Origin of the sequence: Bosea sp. 29B, from assembly GCF_902506165.1 — a bacterium.
Taxonomy (GTDB): Bacteria; Pseudomonadota; Alphaproteobacteria; order Rhizobiales; family Beijerinckiaceae; genus Allobosea.
On the sequence record NZ_LR733817.1, the window covers coordinates 2,613,533 to 2,628,054 of the forward strand.

At 67.3% G+C, this 14,522-nt stretch carries 16 protein-coding genes; 6 read left to right on the forward strand and 10 right to left on the reverse strand.

Going from position 1 to position 14,522, the window contains the following annotated elements:
- The first annotated feature begins 18 nt into the window (after nucleotides 1-18).
- Complete coding sequence (locus GV161_RS12780) at nucleotides 19-591, forward strand: hypothetical protein (RefSeq protein WP_152015904.1); 573 nt, start codon at nucleotides 19-21, stop codon at nucleotides 589-591.
- Nucleotides 592-607: 16 nt separating this feature from the next.
- Here GV161_RS12780 and GV161_RS12785 read toward each other — a convergent pair whose 3' ends face one another.
- From GV161_RS12785 to GV161_RS12800, 4 genes are all read right to left on the reverse strand, one after another.
- Entirely contained in the window at nucleotides 608-2,389 is a 1,782-nt protein-coding gene (locus tag GV161_RS12785) for a hypothetical protein (RefSeq protein ID WP_152015903.1), read from the reverse strand.
- A gap of 121 nt (nucleotides 2,390-2,510) precedes the next feature.
- Nucleotides 2,511-2,966, reverse strand: coding sequence for a glycine zipper domain-containing protein (locus tag GV161_RS12790; protein WP_159650244.1), 456 nt, complete (start codon nucleotides 2,964-2,966; stop codon nucleotides 2,511-2,513).
- 4 nt (nucleotides 2,967-2,970) lie between these two features.
- Complete coding sequence (locus GV161_RS12795; RefSeq protein WP_152015902.1) at nucleotides 2,971-3,246, reverse strand: hypothetical protein; 276 nt, start codon at nucleotides 3,244-3,246, stop codon at nucleotides 2,971-2,973.
- Nucleotides 3,247-3,304: 58 nt separating this feature from the next.
- Nucleotides 3,305-4,753 carry a cytochrome P450 gene (locus tag GV161_RS12800; RefSeq protein ID WP_152015901.1) on the reverse strand — a complete coding sequence of 483 codons (1,449 nt, stop codon included), beginning with the start codon at nucleotides 4,751-4,753 and terminating at the stop codon, nucleotides 3,305-3,307.
- 202 nt (nucleotides 4,754-4,955) lie between these two features.
- Between GV161_RS12800 and GV161_RS12805 the strand changes: the two genes are divergently transcribed.
- Entirely contained in the window at nucleotides 4,956-5,237 is a 282-nt protein-coding gene (locus GV161_RS12805; protein WP_091834565.1) for a hypothetical protein, read from the forward strand.
- An 84-nt stretch (nucleotides 5,238-5,321) separates the two neighbouring features.
- Here GV161_RS12805 and cueR read toward each other — a convergent pair whose 3' ends face one another.
- Nucleotides 5,322-5,714: a Cu(I)-responsive transcriptional regulator gene (gene cueR, locus GV161_RS12810; RefSeq protein WP_152015900.1), complete on the reverse strand. Its 393-nt coding sequence runs from the start codon at nucleotides 5,712-5,714 to the stop codon at nucleotides 5,322-5,324.
- On the reverse strand, nucleotides 5,711-8,242 hold the full coding sequence (locus GV161_RS12815) for a heavy metal translocating P-type ATPase (protein WP_244624175.1): 2,532 nt from the start codon (nucleotides 8,240-8,242) through the stop codon (nucleotides 5,711-5,713). Before GV161_RS12815 ends, cueR begins: the two co-directional genes overlap by 4 nt.
- Nucleotides 8,243-8,426: 184 nt before the next feature.
- Here GV161_RS12815 and GV161_RS12820 point away from each other — a divergent pair, with 184 nt between their 5' ends.
- Nucleotides 8,427-9,167 carry a 2OG-Fe(II) oxygenase gene (locus tag GV161_RS12820; RefSeq protein ID WP_152015899.1) on the forward strand — a complete coding sequence of 247 codons (741 nt, stop codon included), beginning with the start codon at nucleotides 8,427-8,429 and terminating at the stop codon, nucleotides 9,165-9,167.
- A gap of 9 nt (nucleotides 9,168-9,176) precedes the next feature.
- Here GV161_RS12820 and GV161_RS12825 read toward each other — a convergent pair whose 3' ends face one another.
- From GV161_RS12825 to GV161_RS12840, 4 genes are all read right to left on the reverse strand, one after another.
- Complete coding sequence (locus GV161_RS12825) at nucleotides 9,177-9,767, reverse strand: NUDIX hydrolase (protein WP_348521244.1); 591 nt, start codon at nucleotides 9,765-9,767, stop codon at nucleotides 9,177-9,179.
- Between the two features lie 105 nt (nucleotides 9,768-9,872).
- Nucleotides 9,873-10,262: a cytochrome c family protein gene (locus tag GV161_RS12830; RefSeq protein WP_152015898.1), complete on the reverse strand. Its 390-nt coding sequence runs from the start codon at nucleotides 10,260-10,262 to the stop codon at nucleotides 9,873-9,875.
- Nucleotides 10,263-10,344: 82 nt separating this feature from the next.
- Nucleotides 10,345-11,217 (reverse strand): alpha/beta fold hydrolase, encoded by an 873-nt coding sequence (locus tag GV161_RS12835; protein WP_152015897.1) that lies wholly within the window; start codon nucleotides 11,215-11,217, stop codon nucleotides 10,345-10,347.
- A gap of 334 nt (nucleotides 11,218-11,551) precedes the next feature.
- Nucleotides 11,552-12,139 carry an XRE family transcriptional regulator gene (locus GV161_RS12840; RefSeq protein WP_152015896.1) on the reverse strand — a complete coding sequence of 196 codons (588 nt, stop codon included), beginning with the start codon at nucleotides 12,137-12,139 and terminating at the stop codon, nucleotides 11,552-11,554.
- Between the two features lie 136 nt (nucleotides 12,140-12,275).
- Here GV161_RS12840 and GV161_RS12845 point away from each other — a divergent pair, with 136 nt between their 5' ends.
- The 3 genes from GV161_RS12845 (at nucleotide 12,276) to GV161_RS12855 (ending at nucleotide 14,516) form a co-directional block, all read left to right on the forward strand.
- The gene (locus tag GV161_RS12845) at nucleotides 12,276-13,031 is read left to right on the forward strand and encodes an ABC transporter substrate-binding protein (RefSeq protein ID WP_110492264.1); all 756 of its coding nucleotides are present in this window, start codon (nucleotides 12,276-12,278) and stop codon (nucleotides 13,029-13,031) included.
- A 94-nt stretch (nucleotides 13,032-13,125) separates the two neighbouring features.
- Nucleotides 13,126-13,788, forward strand: a complete 663-nt coding sequence (locus GV161_RS12850; protein WP_152015895.1) for an amino acid ABC transporter permease — start codon at nucleotides 13,126-13,128, stop codon at nucleotides 13,786-13,788.
- On the forward strand, nucleotides 13,785-14,516 hold the full coding sequence (locus tag GV161_RS12855; protein ID WP_152015894.1) for an amino acid ABC transporter ATP-binding protein: 732 nt from the start codon (nucleotides 13,785-13,787) through the stop codon (nucleotides 14,514-14,516). The genes GV161_RS12850 and GV161_RS12855 overlap by 4 nt, the downstream gene beginning before the upstream one ends.
- The last annotated feature ends 6 nt before the right edge of the window (nucleotides 14,517-14,522 follow it).

A 14,522-nucleotide genomic window follows, 5' to 3' on the forward strand; every position in this document is an offset into this window, starting at 1 on the left:
GAGGCGGAGCGGGATGTGATGACGGCAGAATCGGTTTGCTTCGCCGCCTTGCCCGCCGCGCTGCCGGCTGCGCTCGCTCAAGCGAGTGCCGGCGAGGACGTCACGCAGCGTCGCCTGGCGCTCTCCGACGCGTCCGGCGTGGACGCGCGCGAGGTCGATGCGAGCTTCCTGGCGCCGCGCCTGCTGCCGCGCCTGTTCCGCGATCCGGGCCAAGTGGCTTCGCAGGCCCAGGCGACCCTGCTGGATGCCGCGCGGCTGGTCGTCCTCCTGCCGGTGGGGCGTTATGACGACGGTGTCTGGGCCCCGATCATCGAGCGCATCCTGTCGGGGCTGGAGGCTGCGGCGGCGCGCCCGCGCGAGATCATCCTGGCCTGGAGCGGGGTTGAGCCTTTCCTGGCGCCGTTCGGTCGCCGGGCGCAGGAGGTCTGGAACGATCCCCGGCTTGTACCGGCCATGCTCGGTGTGCTCGAGCGGTCCGCGCGCTCGCTCCCGGCGGTGCTCGACAGGGCCGCCAATGTCCGTCGTGGCCTGATCCGGTTTGAGCCGGCGCAGGATGCGGGACCGGCGCGGGCCGCGCTGGCGCTGGCCTGAGCGCATAGGCTGGCGACTACTTCCAGACCAGCGCGTTGGCGAGGTCGCGGCGGCCGCATTCCAGCGACATGGCGTTGACGGCGGCGCGGTAGCCCTGCAGCGAGTAGATCACATGGGCCGGCCGGCCATCGGTCGCCGTACCCTGGATCTCAAGCGTGGTGCCCCTGTTGTAGCCGGCGACGGCATCCATATCGAGGATAGGCTGGCCGTTCGAGCCCTGCTTCGTCGGGCGGATGAAATTGCCCGCGGCGGTCGGCGCCGCGTTGAGCCGGCGCACCATGCCGCCGCCTTCGCGGATCACGGCCTCGAAGGGCGTATTGGGCTTGTAGTAGCGCTTGTCTTCGATCAGGTGCTGGAGGTCGCCGTTTCCGACGCCGGCGCTGCTCGCCTGCAGCAGGATGAACGGCGCCTGCTCGCGCCAGTAGCGCGGCCCGGCTTCCTGCGCCGCGGTATAGGCATAGCAGGTGCGCTGTCCGGTGCGCGGATCCTCGGAGACGCTGGCATACCAGTCCTGGAAGCGGCGCAGCAGCCGGCCCGGCGCCTCCGGCATCAGCATGTCCTTGGTGTCGACGGCGCGCGCCCGCAGCTGGAAGTCCTGCGCGACCGGGCCGGCGCTGGCGACGCGGATCGTGTATTCGCCGGGACCGAGCTTGTAGCGCCGCAGGTTCGGCCGGCTCGGATTGACGATGTGGATCGTCTTCATCTGGGCGTTGTTGCGGCCAAGCACGTCGACGGGTACGGCCGGGTGCGGGCCGCGGACGCTGGCGGTCGGGATGTCGACCTCGACATAGGATTCCTGCGCGACCAGGAAGGGATATTGCTGCAGGGCCCGGCCGCCCTCGATCCGCGCATTGATCCGCATCGGCGTCTGGTCGAGCCGGGGCGTATGGGCCTCCGGACCGAGCGCCGCCCATTGCTGCATCGTCGGCAACTCGTCGAGCGTGACCAGGCCGTCTTCCGAGACCGGTGTCGTGTTCCGGCGGTTGACGCTGACCGAGATGCGATAGCCGAGCGGGCGCGGATCGACGGTGACCATGCCGTCCCAGCGCTTGTCCTCTGCACTTGCGGGGTCGTGTGCGATGACCAGCTGGACATGGCGCTCGGCCCGGATCTTGGTCTCCTTCTCCTCGGCGTTCTGCTTGCTCAGCGCGCGCCGCAGCTTGTCGGAGAAGAATTCCTGCCAGCCGGGGCTGACCGGCAGCCCACTCAGCATCCTGACCGACAAGGTCATCGGATTGCCGGTGTCGACCGAGGCCGCCCAGACACCGGCGGCGACCTTGTTGAAGAGCTCGTCGGTCGAGCTGTATTCCTCGCCGATGAAATCCTGGGAGACCGGGAACGGGTCGAGGCTCGGCGAGCAGCTCTCATAGCCGTTCCAGCCATGCGCCGACAGGTTGAAGCGCGTCGCCGCGCCGGCCTTGTAGCCGGAAGCCCGGACCTCGAGCTGTATCTTGCTGAGCTGTTCCTTGTTGTCGCCGGCCAGCGGATTGTCGAGGACGCCGGTATCGACGATGCCCTTGATCGGATCGATGTCGAGCCAGGGCGCCATCGTGATGCCGGGGATGTTCGAGAATGCAGCCCGGATCTGCTGCATGATGTTGTTGCCCTGGTCGGTCGTGAAAGCATCGCGCGTCGCGGGACGCGAGGCGATACCTATGGTGACCGGCAGCTTGAGCTGCGGGCATTGCTGCTGGATGCGCTGCCAGAGGATCTGGGCGGCCGAGCCGAACGGGTTGTACGGATCGAAGCCCGCCATCATCTGCGTCTGCGCCGTAGCCCCCATCGGCGGTGCCGCCATGAGGCAGGCAACCGTCAGGCAAAGGGCTCGTTTCGTCAGCGCTCGCGCAGTCATCTCGGTTCGATACTCATGGGGTCCCCCCTCGCAAGCGAGGGAGGACCGGTTCTCGTTTCGCCGCGGCTCAGATGCCGGACGCTTCGTTCGTCGCCAGATTGACCTCGACCTGGTCGGTGCCGGCGGCCTTGCCCTCGCGGGTCACGCTGCGCTCGACGACGCGGATGCGCTGGCCCTGGCTGTTGTTGTAGGTGCGCACGGTGCGGGCGCGGACCGTCACGGCCTGGCCGCTCGAGTTGCGGAAGCTCTGGGTGTTCGAGCCGCCCGAGCGCGCAGCGATATAGGCGGCCTCGCGGGCACGCTCCTTCTCGATCGCGTCGGCGATGACGAGACCGGCGACACCGCCGATCAGGGCGCCGATCGCGGCGCCGCGCCAGCCACCGGCCGCGCCGCCGATCAGGGCGCCGGCGCCGGCGCCGAGAGCGCCACCGGTCGCGACGCGTTCCTGGGATCCCGTGCAGCCGCCGAGCGCGAGCGCGCCCGCGACGAGGATGGTTCCGGCCTTCAAGGTCTTGGCATGCATAACGTCACCCCAGTAAAAAGTTGCTTCCAAAATTGATGGTGCCAGCAATCTGGTAGCCCTTGCCCCCGGCAGAGCCGGTTTCGCAGAACCGGGCAGGACCACACAGCACCACACCTGGCATCTGTTCCATATTGGCCTTTTTTGGGCAAGAGCCGCCGGCCTTTGTCACGATTCTGCCAAGTTTTAAATTGTTCGCGACCCAATCATGGGTCGAAGAGCCAAGAACGACAGGGCTCCGCGGTGCTTCGCGTTGCGGCTGTTGCGCCGCACCGAACACCACCGCCGCGATATCTTTAAAAACATCGGGTTCATCTTTAACGCTTTTCCGGCGCCTGTGGTTAATTCGCCGCGGTCGGCTGCGGCGGTTGTTCTGTCTGCCGCATGGTGATGCGCATCGGCATGCCGCGCCCTGGGCGCAGCGTGATGCGCTGGACCGGCATCGGCGCCTCTTCGCCAGCATAGTCGAAGCGCAGCCGCCGCAGCAGCGAGGCCAGAACGATCACCGCCTCGACCATGGCGAATTGCTGGCCGATGCAGATTCTCGGGCCGGCCCCGAAAGGCAGATAGGCATAGCGCGAGATGGCTTCGCGGGCGCCGGGCAGGAAGCGCTCTGGCCGGAACTGCTCCGGTGCCTGCCAGAGCGTCTCGTGTCGGTGCAGCAGATAGGGCGAGATCACCACCAGCGCACCCTTGGGGATAACGCACGCGCCCGCCATGTCGTCGGCGAGTGCCGTGCGCGACAGTGACGGCACCGGTGGATAGAGCCGCATCGCCTCCTCGATCACGGCGCGGGTGAGCGCCAGGCGCTCGCCCGACAGGGCGGCAGCGGCGAGATCCTCGCCGGCGGCGTCGATCTCGGCCTCCACTGCATCGCGCACATCCGGCGCGAGCGATGTGAGATAGAGCGACCAGGTCAGGGCGTTGGCGGTCGTCTCATGGCCGGCGCCGATGAAGGTGACGATGTTGGCTCCGACTTCTGCGTCGCTGAGGCCCGTCCCGGTCTCGGGATCGCGTGCGGCGAGGAGGGCGTCGAGGAGGTCGGGCTTCTCCGGATGCCAGGTCCCGCCGGCATGCAGCGCCTGCCGTTCCGCGATGATCGCCTTGACCTGCGCCTCGAAGAACGAGATCGCCGGGCGCGCCATCCAGCGGCCGATCCGCGGCAGCCATGAGGGCGCGCCGAGTACGTCGAGCGGGTCGATCCGCCCTTGCGTCTCGAAATAGCGGGTCAGGGCCTTGCCGAAGGCCTCGGCGCCGCCGGCGATCGCGTTCGAGAACATCGTCTCGGCCAGGATGTCGTAGGTCACGCGGGTCATGTCGGCCGATATGTCGACGATGCGCCCGCTGCGCCGGCGCGCCATGCGCATGACGGTCCGTTCGGTCGGAGCCGTCATGCGCTCGGCGAGCGCCGCGACCCTGCGCGGTGTGAACAGCGGCGCCAGCGTCCGCCGCACCCGCTTCCAGGCCTCGCCCTCTGCCGTCAGCAGGCCTTCGCCGAGACCAGGCGCGAGGACGGTGCGCTGCAGGTCGTCCTTGCGGTAATTCGCCGCGTTCTCGACCAGGACATGCCGGACGGCATCCGGGTCGGAGACGACGACGCCATAGCCGAAGAGGCCCTCGCCGGCGACGATAGGCTCGCGGAAATGGCGGGTGCGCCAGATCGTCAGCGGGTTGCGGCGCAGGCGCAGCAGCAATTCGAGCCGGCCGAACTCGCGTTCTTCCGGCACGGGGGCGGGCGGGCGGCGTCGACGGGTCTGCGCGGCCGGCATGGCCGCATCCGCTGCGCTCATGAGATCTCTCCTTATGGAGACGATGAGAGCCGGCCGGTCGGAACCGGCTCTGAGGCAGACAATCTCCTGCCGGTTTCAGGCTTTCCAAAGGCGCAAGCCCCGTGCCAGTCCGATCTGCAATTGTTGCATTGCAGAGAATAATCCAGGCAATCTTGTGCAGTGCACAATAAGTGCTATTTTAGGCATCCAAGGAGCCATCGAGATGCCCGAATACAAGAATCCCCCGCCGCGGATCCTGCGCCCGCGCAAAGAGCTGCCGACCCTCGAAGAGGCGGTGACGGCGGCGCAGTGCATGAGCGATTCGCCGGAGCAGCAGGCCGAGCTCGCCGCCCAGCTGATGGGCGTTACCGTCGCCGAGGTCGTGCCGCTGATCCGCAAGGCCGCGCATCGCACCACGGTGATGACGCCGAACCGGTCCGTCGTGGTCGTCCGCCGACCGACCCGCACCTTCTCGCCGCGCCTCGCCGAGGCGATGCGGCGCTGAACGGCGCTGCCGACGACACATTCTTTTCGTATCGGCGAATGCCGGGGGCCTGGAAAGGCCTCCGGCATTTTGCTTTGCGGCGTCTCAGTTCGGCGAGCCGATCTTGTCGAGGATCGGGCAGTCCGGCCGCTTGTCGCCATGGCAATGGCTGGCGAGATGGCGCAGCGTAGCCGCCATCGCCTGCAGCGCCGCGGCCTTCTCTTCCAGCTCCGCGACATGCTTCAGCGCCAGCGTCTTGACGTCGGCGCTGGCGCGCGAGCGGTCGCGCCAGAGCGCTAGCAGCGCCCCGGTCTCCTCGACCGAGAAGCCGAGGCTGCGGGCGCGGCGCACGAAGCGCAGCGTATGGATGTTCGGCTCGGCATAGACCCGGTAGCCTGATTGCGAGCGCGCCGGCGGCTCGATCAGTCCGATCTGCTCGTAATAGCGGATCATCTTGGCGCTGACGCCGGAGGCTTCGGCTGCTTGTCCGATGTTCATCCCATCCTCCCGAAGGCCGGGGCCGAGTTCGGCGCCGTGGTGATGTCCTGCCGCGCCGCAAAGCGGCGCAGCCTTAATGCATTTGCCAGCACGCTGACGCTGGAGAAGGCCATGGCGAAGCTGGCGAAGACCGGCGACATCAATACGCCCCAGAGCGGATAGAGCGCGCCGGCCGCGACCGGGATCAGCAGCACATTATAGCCGAAGGCCCAGCCGAGGTTCTGGCGGATATTGGTCATCGTCGCCTTGGACAGGCTGATCGCTTCCGGCACGTGACGCAGATCGCCCGAGATCAGAACGATGTCGGCGCTCTCGATGGCGATGTCGGTGCCGGCGCCCATGGCGATGCCGATATCGGCCTGGGCCAGGGCCGGCGCGTCGTTGATGCCGTCGCCGACGAAGGCGACCTTGTTGCCGCCGCCTTGAAGCCGCCCAACGATCGCCGCCTTGTCGGTCGGCAGCACCTCGGCCTCGACCGCGTCGATGCCGAGCCGGGCTGCGATCGCCTCGGCGGTGGCGCGGTTGTCGCCGGTCACCATGACGATGCGCAGGCCGAGCGCCTTCAGGGCGGCGATCGCGGCCGAACTCCCCGGCTTGACCTGATCGGCCACGGCGACAAGGCCGGCGATGCTGCCGTCGACCGCAACATAAAGCGGGCTTTCGCCGTCGCGAGCCGAGGCCGCAGCCTTCTCTGCGAAAATCCCTGTGGGGACGCCGCGCTCCGCCATCAGCCGGGCCGAGCCGACCAGGACCTCGTGCCCCTCGACCCGGGCCGAGATACCGAGACCGGGCTCGGCCGTGAAGTCGACGGCCGGGGCGAGCTTGAGGCCGCGCCGCTTCGCCTCGGCGACGATCGCCTCGGCGGAGGGGTGCTCGGAGGCGCTTTCCGCCGATGCGGCGAGGCGCAGGGCATCCTCCTCGGCCAAGCCTTCGGCCGCGACGAAGCGCGTCACCTCGGGCCGGCCCTTGGTCAATGTTCCCGTCTTGTCGAAGGCGATGGTCGAAACCTCGCTCAGACCCTGCAGCGCTGCGCCCTGGCGGAACAGGATGCCGAGCTCGGCGGCGCGGCCGGTGCCGACCATGATCGAGGTTGGCGTCGCCAGGCCCATGGCGCAGGGGCAGGCGACGATCAGCACTGCGACGGCGTTGACCAGGGCATAGGTCAAAGCGGGCGAGGGGCCGAAGACGAGCCAGGCCGCGAAGGTCAGCAAGGCGACGGCGATCACCGCCGGCACGAACCAGTTGGTGACGCGGTCGACCAACGCCTGGATCGGCAGCTTGGCGCCCTGCGCCTGCTCGACCATGCGCAGGATCTGGGCGAGCAGGGTGTCCGCGCCGACTTTCTCCGCCCGGAAGCGCAGCGCGCCGTTGCGGTTGATGGTGCCGCCGATCACGCTGGCGCCGACGCTCTTGTGGGCGGGGGCGGGTTCGCCGGTCACCATGGCTTCGTCGACATAGGACGCGCCTTCGACGACCTCGCCGTCGACCGGGATCTTCTCGCCAGGTCGCACCAGCACGAGGTCGCCGACCCGGACATGCTCGATCGCGATCTCGCTCTCGACGCCGTCGCGCAGCACGCGGGCCGAACGCGCCTGCAATTGCACCAGCCGCTTGATGGCCTCACTGGTCCGGCCCTTGGCGCGGGCCTCGAACCAGCGCCCGAGCAGGATCAGGGTGACGATCACCGCTCCCGTCTCGAAATAGGTGTAGTCCGTGCCCGCTGGCAGCCAGTCCGGCGTGAAGGTCGCGACGACCGAATAGGCATAGGCCGCGCCGGCGCCGAGCATGACCAGCGCGTTCATGTCGGGGGCGCCGCGCAGCAGAGCCGGCCAGCCCTTCAGGAAGAAGCGCAGGCCCGGCCCGAACAGCACGATGGTGGTGAGGCCGAAGGCGATCAGTTTCAGCACGAAGGCGTCGATGCGGGCATAGAGCCAGTGATGGAAGACCTCGCTCAGATGCGGCCCCATCTCGAGCACCAGTAGCGGCAGCGTCCCCAGTGCCGCGACGACGACGGCGCGGAAGAGGGCGGTCTGCTCGGCCTCGCGGCGGGCGGCGGCATCGCTCTCGTCGCTGCGTCCCTCGTCGAGGGGCTTGGCCTCGTAGCCCGCGGCCGCGACGGCGGCGACGAGCGCCGGCACAATGCCGGCATCTGCGGCCCGGACGGTCGCCCGTTCGGTCGCGAGATTGACCTCGGCGCTCAAGACGCCCGGCACCGTGTGCAAGGCCTTCTCGACCCGGCCGACGCAGGAGGCGCAGGTCATGCCGGTGATCGCCAGTGCGATCGTCGTTGCGCCCGGCTCGTAGCCTGCGCCGCGGATCGCATCGGCCACCGCTTCGGCGCTGCCGCCGGCCAGCGTCACCCGAGCCTTGCCGGTCGCAAGGTTGACCGCGGCTCCGTTCACGCCGGGAACGGCTGAGATCGCCTTTTCCACGCGCCCGACACAGGACGCGCAGGTCATCCCGTCGACCGGGATATCGATCACGCTATGCCCGGTCTCGGGCCCTTCATGCTTCACATGCATCGTCATGACGCATCACCTTCCTTGTCTCGTTGGAAGATGGCTACACCTTCCCATCATGGGAAGGTCAAGCGGTTGTTTTTTAGGTGCCCGTCCTGGTTCGATCGGCGGCCCGCGAGGCAGAAACCGGGTGTCGCGAGCCGAGGCTTGCGCGTTCCATCGCCGTCGACAAGGCCAGCGAAGGACGTAGATCATGGCGGCGACGGCGGCTTCGGGCTCGAGAATGCAGACGATGGACGGGCGCGTGGCGGCGCTCGACTGGCCGCGGATCGGGAGCGAGCTCGACGAGCACGGTGTCGGCCTGACCGGGCCGCTGCTCGACGCCGGCGCCTGCGCTGCGCTACGCGCGCTCTATGATGAGCCCAGCCATTTCCGCAGCCGTATCGTCATGGCCCGCCATGGCTTCGGTCGCGGCGAATATCAGTACTTCGCCCACCCGCTTCCCGATGTGATCGCGGCGCTGCGCCCGTTGATCTATGCCCGCCTCGCACCGATCGCCAATCGCTGGAATGCGGCGCTGGGCATCGCCCAGCGCTATCCGGACGCGCTCGACGACTTCCTCGCGCTCTGTCATGCGCAAGGCCAGCAGCGGCCGACGCCGCTGCTGCTGAAATATGGCGCGGGTGACTACAACTGCCTGCACCAGGACCTTTATGGCGACCTGTTCTTCCCCTTCCAGATGGTGATCCTGCTCTCCGAGCCGGGGAAGGATTTCGCCGGTGGAGAGTTCACTCTGGTCGAGCAGCGCCCGCGCATGCAGTCCCGGCCCGAGGTGGTGCCGCTGCGGCAGGGCGAGGCTGCGATCTTTGCCGTGCAGCACCGGCCGGTGCAGGGAACGCGCGGAACTTATCGCGTCAATCTGCGCCACGGCGTCAGCCGGGTGCGCTCGGGCGAGCGCTATACGACCGGGCTGATCTTCCACGATGCGCGCTGAACCAGGCGGTCAGGGCGCCGTGAATCTCAGATCGCGGAGGATCGCGCCGAGCGCAGGTTCGTCGACGAGATCGGCCGCATCGGCCTGGGTGAACCATTGGCAGCGACGCTGGTCCTGCTCGGGCCAGGTCGGAAGCTGCTCCTTCACCGCGAGCAGATAAAGCCTGACCTTGCACAATACGAAATCGCGGGTGCGCCGCTTCCAGTAGGTATAACGGCCGACGGGCTTCTTGCCGACTTCGCCGAGGAGCCCGGCTTCTTCCATGGCTTCGCGCGCGGCGGCTTCATAGCCTTTCAGCCCGCGGATCGGCCAGCCTTTCGGCACGATCCAGCGCTGCGTCTCGCGCGTCGTCACCAGCATGATCTCGACAGCACCGTCCGGCCGGTGCCGATACGGTATCGCGCCGATCTGAACTTTTGGCTCGCCCGCCTTCTTTCCGACGGTCGCCTTCGCTGTCCTTGCCGACTTCCCCATGCGCCCTCCGGCGGCACCATATGGTGATTCGGGGGGCTGCTCGCCAGTCAAATTTGTAGCCGGCAATGCTTTCGAGCATGCCTCGCCGGCAGCGAGCCGGTGCGGAGGCTTCTTCCGGGCCGGCATTTTCCTGTCCTGGAAGCGGTGATACCGGCGCCATAACGGGCGGCGCCGGCGTCCTTGAGCCGGCACCGCCCATCACAAACCGGAGCGGCGGGCCTTGATGGTCTCTCAGAGCTTCTTGCCGTCCTTGCCGAACTGCTTGAGGAAGGCGGTGAGATCGGCGATTTCCTTGTCGTTCTTGATGCCGGCGAAGATCATCTTGGTGCCGGGGATCTTGGCCTTCGGATCCTTGATGTATTCGGCGAAGACCGCCTCGTCCCAGGTGATGTTGGCGCCTTTGTTGGCGGTCGAATAGCTGTAGCCCTCGACCTCGCCGGTATGGCGCCCGAACAGCCCGTTGAGCTGCGGGCCGACCAGGTTCTTGGCGCCTTCGCCGATCTGGTGGCAGGCCCGGCACTTGTTCCACGAACGCTCGCCGGCCGAGACGTCCTGCGCCCGGGCGGGGGAGGCAGCCATCGCGGCAAGGGCGAGCAGGGTAGCGCTGGCAATCAGTCTCATCGGGCGTCTCTCCTAGCTTAGACTCCTTCTGAGATAGCGCAGCCCGCTCCTTTGGATACAGGGGCAGTTCGTCGCGGTGGCGCTACAGCGCCCCGATCCACTCGGCGACGTTGGCAGTGAAGGCGTCGGGGCGGGAGATCGGGAAGAAGTGTCCGCCGGTATCGAGCAGCGTCTTGCGCGCTCCGGGCATGGCGGCGGCGAGCTCCTCCTGCAGGAAGGCGGGCACGATCATGTCGTCGCGCGTGCCGAGGATCAGGGTCGGCGGGGCAAGCTCCCCGGCCCAGGCCGAGGCGTCGAAGGCACGCAGCGCGTCGATGCGTTCGCGCACCACCTGCTTCGCTTCGGGGGTGTCGGGCGCGGTCGCGACGGCGGCCTCATAGACGCTCCAATGCGCCTCGAGCCATGTCGGCGGATAGGCCATTAGCGCTGCGGTCGCCGCATAGGCGCGCGGGTGCTGATCGAGGATGGCAAGGCGGGTCTCGAACAGCGCGGTCATGTAGCGGTTCTGCTTCAGCCAGCTGCCGCTGAGGATCAGCCCGTCGAGCCGCTCCGGCGCCTGATGCGCCAGCGCAAGGCCGATACAGCCACCGGTCGAGTGTCCGAGCACGGTGGCGCGTTCGACGCCGGCCGCATCGAGCACGGCGAGGCAATCTCTCGCCAGTTGGTCAATCGTGCAGGGCGCGCTGCCGCGATCGCTGGCGCCGATGCCACGCTGATCGAAGCGCACGACCTGGAAGGAGCGCGCGAGCGTCGCTGCATTGTCGTCCCAGAACGCGGCGCTACCAGCGAGCCCGCTGACCAGCAGTACGGGGCGGCCCTGGCCCTGCGACAACGCACGCAGCACGGCGCCATCAGGCAGCCTCACCTTGAATTCGCCGCTGACCGCGACTCCATCGGCTGCGTTGGTCGGAGCCGCATTGGAAGGATCGTTCTGGTGCCGTCGCGCTGGTGTCATGGCTATCTGTCCTCTTGCGCGGGAAGGCCGGCTGCCGGAAGGCTGGCTGATTGTCGGGGGATGAAAGCGGGATCATTCGGCGCGCATGCAAACGGCGCCTTGATCTGGATCATCGATGTCGTCCGCCGCTGCGGCCCGGATACGGTGCCGAACGGGACGGTCCTGCTGGCGGCTTGCCCTGCCATGCCGACCTCCCTTGCGTTTCCCCATGCGACTGATCGTGCCGCTGAGGCGGTGTTGTCCAGCCGCCTTTGTTCATGGCAGCATTGGCTTAGACGCAGATCGGCCTATTGGAAAAGAGCGTTGTTATGCGCCATGTGCATGGCGGTGCGGGCTACAGGCAGTTGACCCAGAGCACGCGGGTGATGCCGTCGTGCTGATTGGCGAAGCGATGCGGCCGCGAGGAGAGGAAGCGGAAGCTGTCGCCCTCGCGCATGACCCAGTTCTCGTTCTCGACATTGAGCAGCATGGCGCCGCTGAGCACGAGGCCGGCTTCCTCGCCATGATGGATGTAGTGCTCGTCGCCGGTGCTGGCACCAGGCTCCATCTCGACGATGAAGAGGTTGAGCTTGGCGCCTTCCGCTTGCGGGGTCAGCAGCTGCTTGCGGATGCCGGAGCGCCAGAGCTGCAATTCGCCGCGGTCCGACTGGCGCACGATGGTGGCGGTCGGGTCGACCTGCCGCTGATCGGTCGGGAAGAGCTCGGAGATTGCGGTGCCGAGCGCGTCGGCGACAGCGGCGAGCACGCGCAGCGTCGGCGAGGACAGGCCGCGCTCGATCTGGCTGAGGAAGCCGATCGACAGTCCGGTGCGGCTCGCAAGCTCTTCCAGCGACAGCCGGCGCGCACGCCGGAGCTGGCGCAGCCGCGCCCCGATCTCACGATCGACATGCAGATGCGGCAGGTCGGCGGCAGGCAGGCTCATCGCGATTCCTTCTTGGCCTATTTCATGTGCATGAAAATCGCTTGCCGGCAAGATCGTCCTATGCTCGTATCTTCATACTCATGAAAATATGAGCCGACGCCTCACCGGGCGTACGGACAAATGAGGGGACATTGCCATGGAACGCCGGACCTTCCTGACCCTGCTGGCCGGAGGCGCCGTCGCTGCGTCCGTATCGCCGGCCGCAGCCCAGTCCGTCCTCAAGGTCGGCTCGACGCCGACCGGCATGCCGTTCACTTTTCTCGACACCAAGACGAACACGATCGAAGGCGTGATGGTCGACCTGGTCAAGGCGATCGCCGCGGCCTCGGACCTCAAGGTCGAGGTCGAGGGCATGCAGTTCTCGACGCTGGTCGCCTCGCTCACCGCGAACAAGATCGATCTGATCTCGGCGGCGATGTACATCACCCCGGCCCGCAAGGAGGTGATCGACTTCTCCGACCCGATCTACACCTATGGCGAGGGCCTGCTGGTCCCCGCCTCCGACAAGAAGGACTATGTCGAGCTCGCCGACATGAAGGGCTACACGGTCGGCGCTCAGATCGGCACCGCCTATGTCGAGGCGCTGCAGAAGACCGGGCTCTTCCCTGAGGTGAAGCTCTACAAGACCTCGCCGGACATCCTTGCAGACGTCAACGCCGGCCGCGTCCAGGCCGCTTTCGCCGACGCGCCGATCATGGCCTACACGTTGAAGCAGGGACAGTTTCCGAACGTCCGGCTCGTCAAGTCCTACAAGCCGATCATCACCGGGTCGGTCGGCATCGGCGTGCGCAAGAGCGACGGCGAACTGCTGAAGAAGGTCAATGCCGGTCTCGCCAAGGTCAAGGCCGACGGCACGCTCGACAAGATCCTGGCGAAATGGGGCCTGGAATAAGCGCTCCCGTGGCATTCCGGCTTCGCCTCGCGGTCTGATCGACGAGGCGAGGCCGGCGGCGCTTCCGCGATCACACCGTCGAAACCGACCTCCGATGCAATCCTTTCTGCGCGATGCCGCCCAGTTCCTGCCGCTGCTGCTGCAGGGGCTGAAGTTCACCATCCTCGTGACGCTCGGCTCGCTGGCGCTCTCCACCGTGCTCGGCCTGGTCTGGGCGCTGATGCGCGTCTCGGGCGTGGCGCCGCTGGTGCTGGTCGCCAAGCTCGTCGTCAACACGCTGCGCGGCATCCCGATCCTGGTGCAGCTCTTCTACATCTACTTCGTCTTCCCGGAGTTCGGTCTTGCGCTGACCGCGCTGCAGGCGGCGATCCTGGGCCTCGGCATCGCCTATTCCGCCTATCAATCCGAGAATTTCCGCGCCGGCATCGAGGCGATCGACCATGGCCAGGTCGAAGCGGCCCAGTCGATCGGCATGGGCTGGTTCCTGATGATGCGCCGGGTGATCCTGCCGCAGGCGGTCAAGGTCGTGCTGCCGCCCTATGGCAACATCATGATCATGATGCTGAAGGATTCCTCGCAGGCCTCGACCATCACTGTCGCGGAGCTGACGCTGCAGGGTTCGCTGCTGGCGTCCTCGACCTTCAAGAACATGACGGTCTACACGCTGGTCGCGCTGCTCTATCTCTCGATGAGCCTGCCGCTGATCGCCTTCGTCGGCTGGCTCGAACGCCGCTTCGGCAAGGGAGCCAGGCGATGATCGAGCTCTCCAGCGTCACCAAGAGCTTCGGCACCCATCAGGTGCTGAAGGGCATCACCGGTAGCGTCCAGCGTGGCGAGGTCGTCTGCCTGATCGGCCCCTCCGGCTCGGGCAAGTCGACTATCCTGCGCTGCATCAACGGGCTTGAATCCTATGATGGCGGCTCGATCACGGTCGATGGAGCGAAGGTCGACCGCGCCGATCGCTCGATCGTCGGCATCCGCACCGCCATGGCGATGGTGTTCCAGCGCTTCAACCTGTTCCCGCACCGGACCGCGCTCGAGAACGTCGTCGAGGGGCCGATCCATGTGAAGAAGGAGCCGGCCGCGCAGGCCCTGGAGCGTGGGCGCGACCTGCTCGCCCGCGTCGGCCTCGCGGACAAGTTCGGTGCCTATCCGGCCCAGCTTTCCGGTGGCCAGATGCAGCGCGTCGCCATCGCCCGCGCGCTCGCCATGCAGCCCAAGGCGATCCTGTTCGACGAGCCGACCTCGGCGCTTGATCCCGAGCTGGTCGGCGAGGTGCTCGGCGTGATGAAGAGCCTTGCCGAGGAGGGCATGACCATGCTGGTCGTGACCCATGAGATGGGCTTCGCGCGCGAGGTCGCCGACCGCGTGCTCTTCCTCGATGGTGGCGTCATCGTCGAGGAAGGCGCAGCCCGCGAGGTGCTGAGCGCGCCACGCAATCCGCGCACGCAGGACTTCCTGCGTCGCGTGCTCAAGCCGATCTGAAGGATA